Here is a 14976-nt window from a genome sequence, read left to right as displayed (position 1 = left end):
CGGACCGGGCGGCGTCGTGCAACGCCCGCAGGCCGACCCGGTTGAACCGGCGCAAGCGGCCATACACGGTGATCCGTGTGACGCCCAGCCGGCGGGCAATGTGGGCTGGCTTCTCGCCATCGGCCAGGGCCAGGAGGATGGCGGCCCGTTCGACGACGCGGGCTTCGGATTTACGAGAACGAGTCAGCCGGGTGAGTTCGGCCCGTTCCTCAGCCGTCATCTCCCGGAGACGTAGTGGCTTCCAAACACGTCGTGGCATGCGGAGATTCCTGCCAAAAATGAAGTGCCAAATAGTGTATTGATATTTGGCGGATGCACCACTAAGACTGGCGATCAAATCCCGCACTTTGCCGCCGATCAGATCCCGGACTTCGTTGAATTGTTCCGGCGTCATGTCGCGTGGGTCGGGGATTTGCCAGTCGATGCGGTGTTTGGCCATAACGAGCGGGCACTCGTCGCCGCAGCCCATCGTGATCGCGGCATCGAAGAGGGTGCCGTCCTCGAATTCCTTGAGCCCTTTGGAATGATGGGTCGTCAGGTCGTAACCGAGTTCCCGCATCGCGGCGACGGCCTTCGGGTTCACCTTGCCCGACGGGCGGGAACCGGCGCTGTGGGCTTCCACCGAATCCCCGCCGTGAATGCGGGCGAACGCCTGGGCCATTTGGCTGCGGTTGGAATTTTCGACGCAGACAAACACAAGCTTCAATGGCTGGCTCACGCGTGATTCTCCGTGGGAAGCGATTGGGAAGCCCCGATGATTTTCCAGAACACCACCCCCGCCAATGATCCGGCGAACGGGGCCGTCAGATAGATCCAAAGAAAGTCCCAACGCAGCGAGACGGCCGCCGGGCCAAACGACCGGGCCGGGTTCATCGAGGCCCCCGACACGGGGCCGCCGACCATCGCCTCCAGCACAATCACGCTGCCGATGACCAACCCGGCCAGCGGCGTTTTGTAACGGTTGCCCGTCGTTGATCCGAGAATGGCCGTCATCAAAATGAACGTGAGAACCGTTTCCATCACGAAGCCATTGCCGGCATCTCCCCCGGCCGGCCGGGTGGTGCCGAGCGTGGGATGATCGGGGAACATGCCGCGCAGCAGGCCGCTCGCCAGCAAGGCCCCCGCCATCTGACAGACGGCATAAGGCAACACGCCCCGCCCCGGAAACCGCCCGGACAGCCACAACCCGACGCTTACGGCCGGATTCAGATGACAACCGGAGACATCCCCAATGGTGTAAATCATCGCCAGCACAATCAGGCCAAAGGTGATGGCGATGCCGACATGCGTGATGGCCCCGCCATGCGTGTCGTTCACCACGATGGCCCCGGTTCCCGCGAACACAAGGGCAAACGTGCCGAACAATTCCGCGAGCAACGGCCGGACCATCGGGGAAGTCATTCGCAATCCCCGAATCGCGGGGAGCAACCGCCCCGCCCGTCGGCCGATTCCATGAGGCACCAGCCCTGTTCCAGCAAGCCCTTCACGCAGCAATCCACCACTTGGTAGTGCATGTTGTTGCCGTCCCGCCGACAGGCCAGAATGCCAAGATCCAGCAGGCGTTGCAACTGGTTGGAAACCGCCTGCGGCTTCATCGCCAGCGTGGCCGCGAGGTCCGACACGCACAATTCCCCGGCCCGGACCAGGGCATGAAGCAACCGCAACCGGGTGTCGTTGGCCAGCACCTTGAACACGGCCGCCAACCCCCCGGCCTGAATCGGGGAGAGCAACGGCCGTTCCCGCAATCCGGGCGTGGGTTTGGTTTTTGACATGGCGGCGAACGCTTTCGGAAAGACGACACGATTACACTATATTGTGTAATCGTGTCGTCAAGGCCGATGGAATTGGCGAGCCGGGCCGCGTGAGCGCCCGGAGACAGTCACTCGTCAAACGCCCAAGCCATTGACACGCAACCGCCTCCGGGCGCTCACGCGGCCCGGCTCGCCAATTCCATCGTTGTTTTCCCCCGCTCCCGGCATAAACTCTCTTGCAATCGAAATGGCCCGCCAAGTGACCTGCAAACCGAGTTGAAACAAACCATCATGAGCGCACCGACCTACGACAAACTGACCGCCCCGACCACCGGAACCCGCGTGGTGCTTCCGACCTCGAAGTTCCCGGACGATCCCATCGTCTGCCTCCTTCGCGGCGACGGGATTGGCCAGGACGTCGACGGCGTGCCCGGCATCACCACCAGCGCCGTCCGGGTGCTGGACGCGGCCGTGCAAAAAGCCTACGGCGGCAAGCGCAAGATCAACTGGTTCGACGTTCACGCCGGGGACGTGGCCCGCTCCATGTATTACCCGGAAGTGAAGGACGAACAGGTCGGCAAGCTCAGCGAAGAAGAACAACGCAAGCTCTACATCCCGGACGACACCCTCAAGGCGTTTGAATATTACGGCCTCGGCCTCAAGGGGCCGCTGACCACGCCGATCGGCGGCGGCTTCCGCTCCATCAACGTGTTCCTGCGGTTCCGGTTCGACCTGTATTCCTGCGTCCGCCCGGTGAAGTATTACAAGGGCGTGGACGCCCCGAACCGCAACGCCAGCAAAGTGGACATGTGCATCTTCCGCGAGAACACGGAAGACGTGTATTGCGGCATCGAGTTCAAGAGCGGCAGCGACCGGGCCAAGAAAGTCATCGCTTTCCTGCGGGACATGGGCTACGGGCCGGACGTGCTGCTGGATTCGGCCGGCATCGGCATCAAGCCAATCAGCCCGGAACGCACCAAGCGACTGGTTCGCATGGCCCTGCAATATGCCGTGGACAAGAAGTGCCCCAGTGTGACGCTCTGTCACAAGGGGAACATCATGAAGTTCACCGAAGGGGCCTTCAAGGATTGGGGCTACGAAATCGCCAAGACCGAATTCCGCGATCACATCGTGACCGAGGACGAAGTGTACAAGGACTTCGGCGGCAAGGCCCCGGCCGGCAAGATCGTGGTGAAGGACCGCATCGCGGACAGCATGTTCCAGCAGATCCAACTGCGGCCGGATGAATACTCCGTGGTGGCGACCCCGAACCTCAACGGCGATTATCTTTCCGACGCCGTCGCCGCCCTCACCGGGGGCATCGGCCTCGCCGCCGGCGCCAACATCGGCGACAAGGCCGCGATGTTCGAGGCCACCCACGGCACCGCCCCGAAATACACCGGCAAGAACATGGCCAACCCCGGCGCGGTTCTCCTGTCCGGCGTGCTGCTGCTGGAATACCTGCAATGGTTCGAGGCGGCCGACGCCGTGAACAAGGCCGTTGAAAAGACCTTCGCCGAAAGCGAAGAAATCGCCAAGAGCGGCTCCGGCAAAAAGCTGTTCGTGACCTACGACATCGCCCGCCAGTTCCCCGGCTACACCGACAAAGACGGCGCCTCGGCGAGCGGCTTCGCGGATCGGGTGATTGTGAATCTGTGAAATGAAGAGGTGGGGCCGGCGTTTGGGAGATAGGGTTTAGGGTTTGGGGTTTGGCAGACAGAGGCATGGGGACATGGCCAATCTGTCTGGCATAAGCCCTCGCTGGCACAAACCCGCGATTGGTTTTCGCCCCAAGGGGGCGCTCGAAAATAGCCAGGGGCGGTCGCCGCCCCTGGAACCCGTTGCCATTTAAAGGTTTTCCGCCCCAACGGGGCGGCACTTGTTTGTTGTGCTGCCCCGTTGGGGCAGAAAACCATTCATTGGTTGGTAATGGATTCCAGGGGCGGCGACCGCCCCTGGCTATTTTCGAGCGCCCCCTTGGGGCGAAAACCAATCGCCGGCGTGTGTTAAACAGATTGGCCATGTCTCCATGCTTCTGCCCGCCAAACCCTAAACCCTCGTGTCAAAAGATGGATGCCACCCCGATCCTGTTCGTTCCGTTGATCGCGGCAACCTGGATGTTCGGGCTGGCGTTGTTCAGTTACATTTCCCACATCTTCCTGACCATTGTGGAGGACACCGGCAACGGGAGCGATCAACCCGTCATGCGGGAATACCGCACGTTCAAATCGTATGTGAACGACGGATTCGGCTGGTCGGAAGATGTGTACACCGACTGGCTGTGGAAGTTCTTTTACCTGGCCTACATCGCCGGCATTTGGTTTGCGCCGAGCGTGATGATCGGCCGGGCTGTCTCGGATGACCCGTGGTGGCGGGTGGCGGTGGCCGCCATCCTGTTCTGGCTGAGTTTCCCGTTCGGGGTCACGTCGTCGCTGGCCTCCAGTTCCCGGTGGAACCCCTTCTGGCTGCCGCTGGTCCGGCTGATGGTTCATCGGCCGGTCGCCACGTTCGCGTTTTATCTCTTCACATTGCCGCTGGTCGCCCTCATGGGGACCACGTTCAACCTGTTGTTCGTGAACGCCTCCAAACTCGCGTTCATGTGGGTGCTGCTCCTCAGCCCGGTAACGACGGTGGCCTTCTTCCTGTACGCCCGCCTGTTGGGCCGGTATGCCTTCGTGCTGAACTGCGCCCGAAGCGAGCTTTACAAGGAACCAGAGCCGGAACCCGAGCGGAAGCCGCGCAAGCGCAAGCCAAAACCCGCCCCGGAGCCGGACCGGATGACGCAGTGGTCCAACCCCACCGAGGAACACGACCAACACCCCGTCAACGCCCAACCGGCGGACCTGCCCCCCATCGTCACCCCGGACGACGAGGCGCTGACCGGCTACAACGTGGACTTCTCCGGCGCCCCGGTTGTTGAAGAGGCACCCAAGCCGCGCGGGAAAGTCCACACCTTCGACGGCGAGGAAGACGCCTCCCCGATCCCCCTGAATGCCGAGGACGACCGCAACGAGCCAACGGTTCCCCGCTCCGCGCTGCGTCGAATGCTGGAGGCCCCGCCCGAACGGGAAATCGCCCTCTACATGAAACACCGCCAGTCCGAGCCGGACAACCCTTACGGCGTCGATCTGGTCGTGCGAATGCTCAACTCCCAAACCATCGCCGTCGGCATCGTCATGACCATCGGCCTCGCCATCTTCGCCTGCCTGCACCGGGCCTTGGAAGGGCTGCGCCCGCCGGTTTGAAGACAATCAACGCGGTTGGTGGTGATGGTTGAAGTGAAGACCACAATGACGAATCGACGGTAAAAAAGCCCAAGCCAAAGATTTGCGAATGAAGTTTCGCCATCAGAATTGCTACTTTTCCGTCGGCTCTCGGATGCCGCCGTCCCACTCGATCTTGCACTTTGGCAATGCCTTGCCGAGATCGGCGACACCGGCGGCGGTCACCTTTGTAAATCGGAGGTTTAGAGTTTTCAAATTCCGAATTTCTTTGATTCGGGACAATCCGGCGTCGTTAATATCTGAATAACCCAAATAAAGATCGCTTAAGAGCTTGCAATTGACGAGATGGGCCAAGCCCTCGTCGTTGATCTTCATAGAGCTGAGATAAAATGCGCTCAGTTTGGGGCAATTCTTGAGAGATGCCAGTCCGGCATTACTAATTTTCATTCCATCCAGAGAGATTGTTTGCAAATTTTGAAAATTCCCAAGGCAAGCCAGTCCGATATCAGTGATTTGTGTGTAGCTCATGTTTATTGACTCCAAACTTGGAAGATTCTGGATCGTCGCCAATCCGGAGTCACCCACTTTCGTCCAACTTATATCGAGGCGGCGCAATTTTTTAAGGTTTTGAAGACGCAGCAAGCCCTTGTCTGTGATTTTCGTCCGCGACAATGACAATGTCGAGAGATTGCTGTGATTTAACAAAAACTCAAGCCCGGCGGCTCCCGCCTGGGTTTCCTCCAAGTGTAATTCATTCAATTGGTCGCAGCCATTGAAGTGCGCAAGTCCGGCATCAGTTACCTGGCTACAAGATCCGGTAAAAGACTGTAAGTGAAGAGTTTTGAGGTTCTTGCAATTTTTAAAATTAGCCAGATCATCGTCCGTCACACTTGAACAAGCTAGTGTAAGATAGACAATATTTGCATGATCTTTAAATCGAGAAAAATCAATATGCGTATTTTTGGTATAAAACATAGTCACCGGTTCGTCTGTACGAGACACATTAGAAGCGGTGAACGGGTAATACCAAGTTCCGCCGACTGATTTCAAATATTCCGCAGTCTCACGATCAGAGATCGGGATTATCTGTTGAGGGAGTGGCCGAGTCTCTATTGGCTTATCGTGTTTTCGACGGCCTAGCATTGCAATGATCTGGTCATCTGTCGCTTGCGTAATCAGAAAGCCAATGATCATTAATAACATCGTTATCGCGGCAGAAATTAACCATCGTTTGCGCCGACGTTGCTTCGGCAAATCCACAGCTCCATCTTCAGGAGCCGACTCAGTGACGACAAACTCTTCGTCCGGCTGCGAAGTCTCTTCAAGAACCGGCGGGAAGGTTGTTGGTTTTTCGACAGGGAAGGATTTCAGAGAATCATCAATCTCCGCGGCCGGATCTGTCCGGGGTTCGGGGATCTCCTGCCCTGGCTTTGGTTTGTCTTCAGGAACAGGGGGGACGACGACTTGCGTTTGCGAGCCGTCGCGTTCGATTTTCAGGAGTTCATCGGCCACGGCCTTGGCGGTGGCCGGGCGTTGATTGCGGTTTTTCGCCAGCAGAAGGTGAATGAGGGCGGCGAGGCCGGTCGGGCAGTCGGGGCGCAGGGTGAGAACCGGCGTCGGATCTTTGGAGGCCAAAGCGGCGACGGTCGCCATCACCGTGGGGCCGGTGAACGGAAGTTTCCCGGTCACAAGGCGATAGAGCAGCACGCCAAGGGAGAACAAGTCGCAGCGTCCGTCCAACGGGTCGCCGTTCGCCTGTTCTGGGGACATGTAACTCGGTGTCCCCAGCATCGCGCCGCTGCCGGTCAGATGCCCTTCCGTTTCAACTTGGCGGGCGAGGCCGAAGTCAAGGAGTTTTACCTTGCCATCCGGCGCTTCCAACCAGATGTTGGCAGGCTTGATGTCTCGGTGGATCAGTCTCTTGGCGTGGGCGGCTTGCAAGCCCAGCGCCACCTCACGACCTAGCCGAAAAATCGTCTTCCAGTCGAACCATTTGCCTCGTTTGACGGCATCATCAAGCGATTCCCCCTCCAGCAATTCCATTGCCAGCCAAGTGGTCCCGTCGGCCTCCTCGTTAGCGGCGTGAATGGTCGCCACATTCTCATGCTTGACGGCCGCCATTGCTTGGGCTTCCCGCAAAAACCGGGCGCGAGCAAGCGGATGGGAGGCGATTTCAGGCCGCATCACCTTGATGGCGGCCTCTCGCTTCAACCGGGTGTCTATCGCCAGATAAACGGCTCCCATTCCTCCTTCGCCGAGCTTCCGCTGGATGGTATAAACTCCGAGCATTCCCGGCATTCCGGCTTGTCCAATCCGGAATGAGGAAGCAGATCCGCTTTTTGGCTGCGTGAACGTGCCGGAGCCATCCTTGCTGGCCGTGATGGCTTCCAACACTTGCAGCAAGCCGCCAAGCAAATGCGGCCTGCCTTCGCAGAATTGTTCGGGGGTCAGTTGCGGATTGTCGGCGAGAGCCTTCAAAAAATCTTGAACCGCTTGTTCGAGCGTGTCATTGGGTTGCATCGAGCGAATCTCCTCTCCCAACAGAATATCAGGGGAAGATTGGAGGTTCCTTGAAAAAATCACCGGATATTATGACGGCCCCTGCACGGCAATTGCCTCGGCCCCGGCCCGGTCCGGATCAGGGGGTCTTCGGTAGACGGATCTCGTTGGACAGGTCGAACAGCCTCATCGCCACCAGCAGGTCGATCAACTGGTCGTGATACTTTCGGTCGGATGCTTCGCCGCTAAGTTTGATTCGCTTGCCGTCAAATTCACCCGTCACTTTGAACGTTGCTTTCGGGTCGGTAACGACGGCCTTTCGGAAGCCCTCGACATATTCGCCGATCTTGGCCGGGTCGTATTTGTCCCCCGGCGCGACTTGGCCAAGGAGCTTCTTCATCTTCTCCCGGAACTCGGGGTTCAACTCGGTCGCCGTGTATGTCTTCGGGTCACGGGGATGCGCGGTCCGCTCTTTTGACAGATCTTCCCGCAGCGAGATGATCGCGTCTTTGTGCGCGGCCCAGTATTTGACCGCCCCCTTGCGGATCGCCTCGGCTTCCTTCTTCGGATAGCCCGGTCGGGTGGAGATTTCGTCGAACTCCTTGTTGGTCATGAAGCCGGATTCGGCGATGGTCCCCGGAATGCGGGTTTCCCGAAGGATATGGTAGCTCCCCTTGACCAAGGCCCGTTTCGCTCCGGGAACGGCTCCTTCCAAAGCGTTGTTCACCTCGCGGGCCAGCGACTCATACAGGAGATCTTCCTTGGCGTTGTGCTTGTACAGGGCCGTGTGCCCGGTGGCATTGGCGGGACCGGCGTTGTGATGGACCGAGAGGAAGAAATGGGCGTTGTGATGCTCGAAATAATCAATGCGGGCGTGGAGTTCGGCTTGATTGCTCGACCCCTCGGGGCTGAGCCGACGGTCGGATTCCCTTGTCAGGTAAACCGTCGCGCCATCCTCCTTCAACAGTTTCACAAGCTCCAAGGCCACTTGAAGATTGAGTTCGCCCTCCGTCAACCGGGAGACGACGCCGCGAGTTCCCCCGGTATAGCTCTTGGAATAGCCCTGCCCCCCGTGTCCGGGATCAACAACGATGACCGCCCCTTTCAACGGCGGCGATTTGTCCTCGGCCAGAACGATCCCTTGTGTCAACCAGGCCGCGAACAGGCAGACGATCAGCGGCAACCGTCGATTAACCATCGGTCTTTTCCCCTGCAAAAGGCCGCAGAGCAGGCGGGGGAGCGCCCTTCCGGCCATGACAATTGAATAGCCTTGATGATCGAATGATATGAGGGGACGTTCGCCCAAAGAGCCTCTCTTCCGCCCGTCGATGCGATTGCCTTCTCTTATTTCTCTTCCGCAAATTTCACTTTCATCATCGGCTCCATCGGTTTCGGCAACATCTCCGGTCCTTTCAGCGGCGGCTTCTTCAACTCGAAGGCATTTTCCCCCGGTTCGCCGGTGTTGGGATAGCGTGTCGGCTCGCCCAGTGGTTTCACGTCTTGCGGGTAATCTTTCTCGTGGATGAACGGCCCGGCGGCCCGGAAGCGCTCTTCGGCGAGGACGATGCCGTGGGTTTCGAGGATCGTGCCGGTCTGGCGTTCGAGGGTAGAGAGGGCAATGTTGTAATCGACCAGCGACCGGGCCTCGGAAGTGATCGCGTTGCCCCAGTCGTTGAGGGCTTGCAGTACGCTCAGATAAATGCCCCGGCCGGCCCGGAGTTCTTCGATTTGAATCATCAGGTTGTCGAGGGCGGCCGTGCGGGTCTGGCGGAAGGCCAGATATTGCTCGTAATTGCTCTCCAAGCCCCGGACGCTAATCGCCAGTTGATGCCCGGCGGCGTGCAATCCCTGATCGAGATTGGCCCGGTCGCGCAGGATGATGAGGTCTTGCTCCCGGATGCGCGCCCGGCCTTCCCGCAGGCCGAGCGGCACGGAGAAGGTGATGCCGAGCGTCCAGTCCGTGTATTGGCCGGGGGCGGTTGACGCCGGTTTGACGCCAGCGATCTCCCCGGAGAGGCCGTTCCAGCGATAGAGGGCGTTGGCGTCCAGCGAAGGCAGGGCGATGTTTTGGGCCTGCAACAATCGTTGCCGGTCGGCCTCCAGCACCAACTTCAATTCCACAATGTCCGGTCGGCGTTGTTCGGACAGTTTCAACAGCCGGTCCCAATCCTGTTTGTAACGGGTGGTCGCCGGGGCTGAGACGGGGATGATCTGCCGGCCGTCGCTTGGGGACATCCCCATGATGTTCCGCAAGGCGGCCTCCCGGTCTAGCACGGCCGCCTTGGCGCCGATCAGGGTGGCCCGAAACTGGTTGAGCGTCACCTTCGCCTGGGCTACGTTTCGCAGGTCGCCGAGGCCGAATTCCTTGCGGGCGGCCTCCCGTTTGTAAGCCTCGTCGGCCTGCTCGAACTGAATTTGCCGCGCCCACACATCCAACCGGGCGAACACCAGCGACCAATAGGCTTCGATGGTGCCCCGCACCAATTCTTGCATCGAATCCTTGAACTGGAAATACGAGCGTTGCGTGTCGATGCGGGCCAGCACAATCGGGGCGGTGTTGACATAAAACCCGCCCCCTCGAAGCAGCGGTTGCGTATAGGAGAGTTCCGTCGCGCTGCGGTTGCTCGGGTTGAGCAACGGCGTCCCCATGCCGTACACCTGGCCGGGGTTCTGCACGAGGTTCAAGGCGGTTGTGCCGCCGAGGGTGTTGATTTTGGTCAGGCCGATACTTGCCCGGTAATCATCCGAACGCGGGCCGGTGAAACCCAGGCCCCCCTTGGTGCCGGGATCGAATCCGAAGACGGGTGTTTCCGTGCGGGTGTAGACGTTACCTTGGGTAAACGCCGGGTCGAAGCGGGCTTGCTGCTGGTCGATGCTCGTGTTCGTGATCGCCGGATCGTAGATGGTTTGGCCGCTGTTGACGGCCGATATGCCCGCGAGGGTTCGCACCACATTGGCGTTTTCAAGCGTGATCCGCAACGCCTCGTTCAGCGAGAGCGGGATTTCCTTGCGGTCGGGGTTCACGTCGCTCACGGTGACGGGCGGCAGGATGTTGGGGACCGGCGCCGATGGCAGGGCGGCCGGGTCTTGCACGTCGAGTTGCCGTTGCTCGTGCCGCCAGCCGTCGTCGATCACCCGCACGAAACCGGGCGTGCAACCGACCGACGCCATCGCGGCGGCGAGGAACATGGGGCGGGCAAACCGCCGGGGGGAAGTCATTCTTCCATCCCTTCGCGGGTCCGGCGTTGCAGCGCTTGGGCGGCTTTTTCGATGTCCGACGTGTCCGCGATCACTTCGCCGTCCACCAGCACAATGGCCCGGTCGGCCTGCCGGGCGACTTCCAGATCGTGCGTCACCAGAATGATCGTCAGTCCCTCGGTCTTGTTCAATTCGCGGAAAAACGCCATGATTTCCCGGCTCGTTCGTGTGTCGAGATTGCCCGTCGGCTCGTCACACAGCAATATCGCGGGGCTGTTGACCAGCGACCGGGCGATGGCCACCCGTTGTTGTTGCCCGCCGGAAAGCTGATTGGGCGTGTGGTCCAGCCGGTCCCCGAGGCCGACTCGCTGGAGCAGTTCCGTCGCCCGTTTGCGGCGGTGCCGGCGGCTGGCGCTCGGATCGTAAAGCATCGGCATCTCCACGTTGTCCAAGGCCGTGGTCCGCGAGAGCAGATTGAAGTTTTGGAAGACGAAGCCGATGCGTTTGTTTCGCAACCCGGCGAGGGCGTCTTTGCTCATCGAGCCGACGCTGATGCCGTCGAGATGGTAGCTGCCGCCGGTCGGCCGGTCGAGACAACCGAGCGTGTTCATGAGGGTCGATTTCCCGGAACCGGACGGACCAATGAGGGCCAAAAACTCCCCGTGTTTGATGGTGATGTTCACACCGCGCAGCGCACGGACCTGCACCTCGCCGAGGTCGTAGGTCTTGCTCAGGTCTCGCAGCTCAATCAACTCCATGCGCGGTCCGATCCGGGGGTGTTCGGCGGACATTCAACGTCATCATCGGAATAATCGGCAAGGTCGCATCAGTTTTTCGGGGAATCAGAAGAGATTTGATGAAGAGAGAAAGACATTGCTAACCGGCAATCAACTTCAACTTCGCCGCCCGCGTCAGCCGTTTGATGGCCGCCTCGCGTTTGAGGGCTTCGCTGCGGCCGGGTTGATCCTCTTGGTAAACCATCTTCACCGGCCGATGGCTGCGGGTGTAGCGGGCGGCGGTTCCGGCGTTGTGTTGCTTCAATCGCCGGGCGGGGTCGGTGGTGATGCCGGTGTACAGCGTCCCGCCGCGACAACGCAAGATGTAGACGACCCAAGTTGTCGCGGCGGGCTTTTCGCTCACGGCTTGGCGACCAGCAGGGACAGGATCGTCTGGGCGTATAACCGGTGGCCGAAGTCGTTCGGGTGGTTCAGGCCATTGCCGGTCAGGTCGAGATAGTGTTTGTTCTTCAACATCGTTTCCCACGCGGCTGTCACGTCCGCCAAGGCAATGCCCGGCCCGGCGAGGGAGGCGAGCGCTTCTTGGTATTTGGGGAACATCTCCTTCGGCGTGTGGACCCATTCGGGGTTGCCAGTCATTGTGGACACAAGGATGATTTCCGTGTACTTGTCGGCCGCGTGAATTTGCTCGATTAACTTCTGGGTTTGTTCCTTGTACCACTTCGGATCGCGTCGGCCCACGTCGTTCATGCCATAAGCGATGATGACCAGATTCGGTTTCGAGACGAGCAATTTGTCGTGATCGGCCACTCCGTTGGCGATGCTCCAACCGGAGACGGCCCGGTTCTTCAAGGTGATTTCGCTCTTGTAAGCATGTTGTAATTGAGCCGCCACCAGATCGGGGTAACCGGGTTGTTGCGGGGGGGCTTTGACGAGCGCCGAGGCATCCAGACCGGTCGAGATGCTGTCGCCGCTGATGCCGATCACGAGCGGTTTGCCTTCCCGCAACCGGGCGAACGTCTTCGGCAATTGCTTGTCCGCAAGGGTGATCGCCGGGAGTGTTCCGGATGCTGGCTTGGTCCGGTAGGTGATCTCGATTTGCCGGTCATGGAACCAGCGCCCCGGTCCGTACAGCATGTTTTGCTTGGGATTGCTTGCCCGATGGCGGTAGCTCATCGGCGCCCCTTCCGGCGGATACAAAGCGGCCTCCGTCAACACGGGTGCCTTGGCCTCCGGCTTGAACACCAGCGTCAGCCCTCCTTCGCCGAGTTGGAAATCCTTCCCGGCCTCGTAGGTCTTCTCCCCGGCCGCCGATTTGACGCTCAGAATCTCCGTCGCCGGGAACGCCAGCCGGGCGACGACGGGGGCCTTCTCGTCCTTCTGAAACAGTATGCTGCTCTCACGATAAACCACCGGCGAGACCCAAGCCGGTTCAAGCAAGTGAAGTTCCGGCAACATCTTGATGACGGACTCCCGGCCGCCGCCCGGCGGTTCGGCCGCCCGAATCGTGCCGGCGAACAGAATACAACAGACGAGCAAACGCGGAGAGTGCATGTGGAGTTTCCGAAGGAGTAACGGAAGCCGATCTTATGCCGGAGGCGAAGAACGGTCAAAGGGTGCCGTTTCCATCAGGCAGGTTGAAGTTCCTTTCGGTTCGACCGTCAACATTTTTTCCTTTCGTCCCCTGTCGTCCCGTGGTAAATTCCACTTTCACCGTTGACACACGCCAACTTGATTTTCCCACCCTCCTTGGAGCCTCTTCTAATGCTCCGCGTTCTTGGTCATGCGACACGCGCCTGCGACGGCCTTACCCGCCGCGAACTGCTCACGGCCGGGACGATGGCGATGGCCGGGTTGGTTCCGGGCGTGGCTTCTCCCGCCAAGCCCGGCGGCACGTTCGGGCAGGCGAAGTCGGTCATCCTGCTGGATCTGTTCGGCGGGCCGAGCCATATCGACACTTTTGACCCGAAGCCCGATGCCCCGGCCGAGATTCGCGGGGAGTTTGGCACGATTCCCACGGCGATTCCCGGCGTGCGCTTCACCGAACACGTTCCGATGCTGGCGAAACGACTGGATCGCTTCTGCCTCATCCGCACGTTGTCGCACGTTTACAACAGCCACAATCCCTACGCGGTGATGACCGGTTTCACCGGCGGGAACGACCGCGAGAACTATTACGCCAAGCCGACCGACCATCCCGGCATGGGGGCGGTGTGCCAATACTTCGGCGTCGGACAACACAAGGGATTGCCCGGCTATGTGTGCCTCCCGGCCTACCCCGGTTACAGTCAAGGCTTGCGCCGGGCCGGCCCTTTCGGCGGTTATCTGGGTTCGCAGTTCAACCCGATGTTTAGCACCTGCGATCCGAAATGGGATCGAGAGATCGATGCCAACAAGGATTTTTACAATCACTTGGTGAAGCCAATCGGCGTGCCCCAATTGCCGAAACTCACCGGCGACCTGACGATCAACGCCCTCGATTCCCGCCGTTCATTGCTGACCCAAATCGACCAACTCGCCCGTGGAACGACCTTTCAGAAACAGCGAGAACAGGCGTTTGATTTGCTGCTCTCCCCGGCGGCCCGCACGGCCTTCGACATGGACCGCGAATCTCATGTGCTGCGAGACCGCTACGGCCGGGACTTGTTTGGCTCCAGCACGTTGATGGCCCGGCGACTCGTCGAGGCGGGTTCCACATTCGTGATGGTTCACACCGAGGCCAAAGGCAACGGCCACTGGGACACGCACGACAACAACTTCAACATGCTGAAGCATTGGCTCCTGCCATATCTGGACCGGGCCGTCTCCGCGTTGCTGGATGACTTGGAAGCCCGCGGAATGATGGACAGCACGCTGGTGGTGGTGATGGGCGACATGGGCCGGATGCCAAAGGTAAACGCCCGAGCCGGCCGGGACCACTGGACGAAAGCCGGCTTCGCCCTGTTGTTCGGCGCCGGCATCCGACCGGGAACGGTGTTCGGCTCCACCGACTCGCAGGCCGCCTTCCCGAAGGACCACCCGGTCAGCCCCGGCGACATGTGCGCGACCATCTATCACCTCTTGGGCGTGGACCCGGAAAGCACCGTCCCAGACCACACCGGCCGGCCGACGCACATCTCCCACGGGGGCGGAGTCATTAATCCGATTTTGGTTTGAAGAAAAATGATGATCCCTCAACAGTCAGAATTCGGAGAACAAGGCGAATGGAACAGCGCCAAGAATGCCCGGCGTTATCTTCTCATTGACAAATCCATCGATTCAACCATCTCTCTGGAAGAAACGGTTGAACTCGATCAACTCCAATCACAAATGGGCCGCTGGCTCGATCTCGTTGCCCCGTTGCCGATGGAACGGGCGAAAAAACTTCACGGCGAACTATCAGAAACTTACTAAACGGCAGATATCAACATTGGGCGTCGTCAAAGCAATAGACGAGTAATCACTTTCTCAAGAAAATCAGAGACGCGGCGACCAAAGCACCTTGTTTTGTCGGTCCAACGGACCGATTAACATAGCCCAGCCCGAAAGGGCTGGGTCAGCCGCCCGCCAACGACCCCGGTCTGAAGG

General features: G+C 59.8%; 13 protein-coding genes. 4 read left to right on the top strand and 9 right to left on the bottom strand.

Annotated features, from left to right (window positions below; genetic code table 11):
* The 3 genes from BGIM_RS67145 to BGIM_RS50555 form a co-directional block, all read right to left on the bottom strand.
* Window positions 1-718 (bottom strand): arsenate reductase/protein-tyrosine-phosphatase family protein (locus BGIM_RS67145; protein ID WP_193788983.1); only part of this gene is annotated, 718 nt, incomplete at its 3' end.
* Window positions 715-1401: an MIP/aquaporin family protein gene (locus BGIM_RS0115685; RefSeq protein ID WP_020470706.1), complete on the bottom strand. Its 687-nt coding sequence runs from the start codon at window positions 1399-1401 to the stop codon at window positions 715-717. The genes BGIM_RS0115685 and BGIM_RS67145, both read right to left, overlap by 4 nt.
* Complete coding sequence (locus BGIM_RS50555) at window positions 1398-1772, bottom strand: ArsR/SmtB family transcription factor (protein ID WP_020470705.1); 375 nt, start codon at window positions 1770-1772, stop codon at window positions 1398-1400. The genes BGIM_RS0115685 and BGIM_RS50555 overlap by 4 nt, the downstream gene beginning before the upstream one ends.
* 270 nt (window positions 1773-2042) lie before the next feature.
* Between BGIM_RS50555 and BGIM_RS0115675 the strand changes: the two genes are divergently transcribed.
* Both BGIM_RS0115675 and BGIM_RS0115670 read left to right on the top strand, forming a co-directional pair.
* Window positions 2043-3410: an NADP-dependent isocitrate dehydrogenase gene (locus tag BGIM_RS0115675; RefSeq protein WP_086026114.1), complete on the top strand. Its 1368-nt coding sequence runs from the start codon at window positions 2043-2045 to the stop codon at window positions 3408-3410.
* A gap of 410 nt (window positions 3411-3820) precedes the next feature.
* Entirely contained in the window at window positions 3821-4996 is a 1176-nt protein-coding gene (locus BGIM_RS0115670; RefSeq protein WP_029630084.1) for a hypothetical protein, read from the top strand.
* Window positions 4997-5107: 111 nt separating this feature from the next.
* Here BGIM_RS0115670 and BGIM_RS57550 read toward each other — a convergent pair whose 3' ends face one another.
* From BGIM_RS57550 to BGIM_RS50540, 6 genes are all read right to left on the bottom strand, one after another.
* The gene (locus BGIM_RS57550; protein ID WP_261339977.1) at window positions 5108-7264 is read right to left on the bottom strand and encodes a protein kinase domain-containing protein; all 2157 of its coding nucleotides are present in this window, start codon (window positions 7262-7264) and stop codon (window positions 5108-5110) included.
* A gap of 349 nt (window positions 7265-7613) precedes the next feature.
* Complete coding sequence (locus BGIM_RS57545; protein WP_020470702.1) at window positions 7614-8672, bottom strand: N-acetylmuramoyl-L-alanine amidase family protein; 1059 nt, start codon at window positions 8670-8672, stop codon at window positions 7614-7616.
* Between the two features lie 146 nt (window positions 8673-8818).
* Window positions 8819-10693 carry a TolC family protein gene (locus BGIM_RS0115655; RefSeq protein ID WP_020470701.1) on the bottom strand — a complete coding sequence of 625 codons (1875 nt, stop codon included), beginning with the start codon at window positions 10691-10693 and terminating at the stop codon, window positions 8819-8821.
* Window positions 10690-11463, bottom strand: coding sequence for an ABC transporter ATP-binding protein (locus BGIM_RS0115650; protein WP_020470700.1), 774 nt, complete (start codon window positions 11461-11463; stop codon window positions 10690-10692). Before BGIM_RS0115650 ends, BGIM_RS0115655 begins: the two co-directional genes overlap by 4 nt.
* Before the next feature lie 85 nt (window positions 11464-11548).
* A complete protein-coding gene (locus BGIM_RS0115645; RefSeq protein ID WP_020470699.1) occupies window positions 11549-11812 on the bottom strand; it encodes a GIY-YIG nuclease family protein in 264 nt (87 codons plus the stop codon).
* Window positions 11809-12963, bottom strand: a complete 1155-nt coding sequence (locus BGIM_RS50540) for an SGNH/GDSL hydrolase family protein (RefSeq protein WP_020470698.1) — start codon at window positions 12961-12963, stop codon at window positions 11809-11811. Before BGIM_RS50540 ends, BGIM_RS0115645 begins: the two co-directional genes overlap by 4 nt.
* A gap of 210 nt (window positions 12964-13173) precedes the next feature.
* On the opposite strand from BGIM_RS50540, the gene BGIM_RS0115635 reads away from it, so the two are divergent.
* Both BGIM_RS0115635 and BGIM_RS0115630 read left to right on the top strand, forming a co-directional pair.
* Window positions 13174-14565, top strand: a complete 1392-nt coding sequence (locus BGIM_RS0115635) for a DUF1501 domain-containing protein (protein WP_020470697.1) — start codon at window positions 13174-13176, stop codon at window positions 14563-14565.
* A 6-nt stretch (window positions 14566-14571) separates the two neighbouring features.
* Window positions 14572-14802 carry a hypothetical protein gene (locus BGIM_RS0115630; RefSeq protein WP_029630081.1) on the top strand — a complete coding sequence of 77 codons (231 nt, stop codon included), beginning with the start codon at window positions 14572-14574 and terminating at the stop codon, window positions 14800-14802.
* The last annotated feature ends 174 nt before the right edge of the window (window positions 14803-14976 follow it).

The organism is Zavarzinella formosa DSM 19928, assembly GCF_000255705.1.
GTDB lineage: Bacteria > Planctomycetota > Planctomycetia > Gemmatales > Gemmataceae > Zavarzinella > Zavarzinella formosa.
The sequence above is the reverse complement of the archived record's forward strand: the minus strand, read 5'-3'. Positions and strand labels throughout refer to the sequence as shown.

Bases quoted from the DNA above. Each gene is read 5' to 3' on its own strand.
- BGIM_RS50540 (WP_020470698.1), bottom strand. From the start codon at position 12,963: ATGCACTCTCCGCGTTTGCTCGTCTGTTGTATTCTGTTCGCCGGCACG.
- BGIM_RS0115675 (WP_086026114.1), top strand. From the start codon at position 2,043: ATGAGCGCACCGACCTACGACAAACTGACCGCCCCGACCACCGGAACC.
- BGIM_RS50555 (WP_020470705.1), bottom strand. From the start codon at position 1,772: ATGTCAAAAACCAAACCCACGCCCGGATTGCGGGAACGGCCGTTGCTC.
- BGIM_RS57550 (WP_261339977.1), bottom strand. From the start codon at position 7,264: ATGCTCGGAGTTTATACCATCCAGCGGAAGCTCGGCGAAGGAGGAATG.
- BGIM_RS0115635 (WP_020470697.1), top strand. From the start codon at position 13,174: ATGCTCCGCGTTCTTGGTCATGCGACACGCGCCTGCGACGGCCTTACC.
- BGIM_RS57545 (WP_020470702.1), bottom strand. From the start codon at position 8,672: ATGGTTAATCGACGGTTGCCGCTGATCGTCTGCCTGTTCGCGGCCTGG.
- BGIM_RS0115655 (WP_020470701.1), bottom strand. From the start codon at position 10,693: ATGACTTCCCCCCGGCGGTTTGCCCGCCCCATGTTCCTCGCCGCCGCG.
- BGIM_RS0115630 (WP_029630081.1), top strand. From the start codon at position 14,572: ATGATGATCCCTCAACAGTCAGAATTCGGAGAACAAGGCGAATGGAAC.
- BGIM_RS0115685 (WP_020470706.1), bottom strand. From the start codon at position 1,401: ATGACTTCCCCGATGGTCCGGCCGTTGCTCGCGGAATTGTTCGGCACG.
- BGIM_RS0115650 (WP_020470700.1), bottom strand. From the start codon at position 11,463: ATGTCCGCCGAACACCCCCGGATCGGACCGCGCATGGAGTTGATTGAG.
- BGIM_RS0115670 (WP_029630084.1), top strand. From the start codon at position 3,821: ATGGATGCCACCCCGATCCTGTTCGTTCCGTTGATCGCGGCAACCTGG.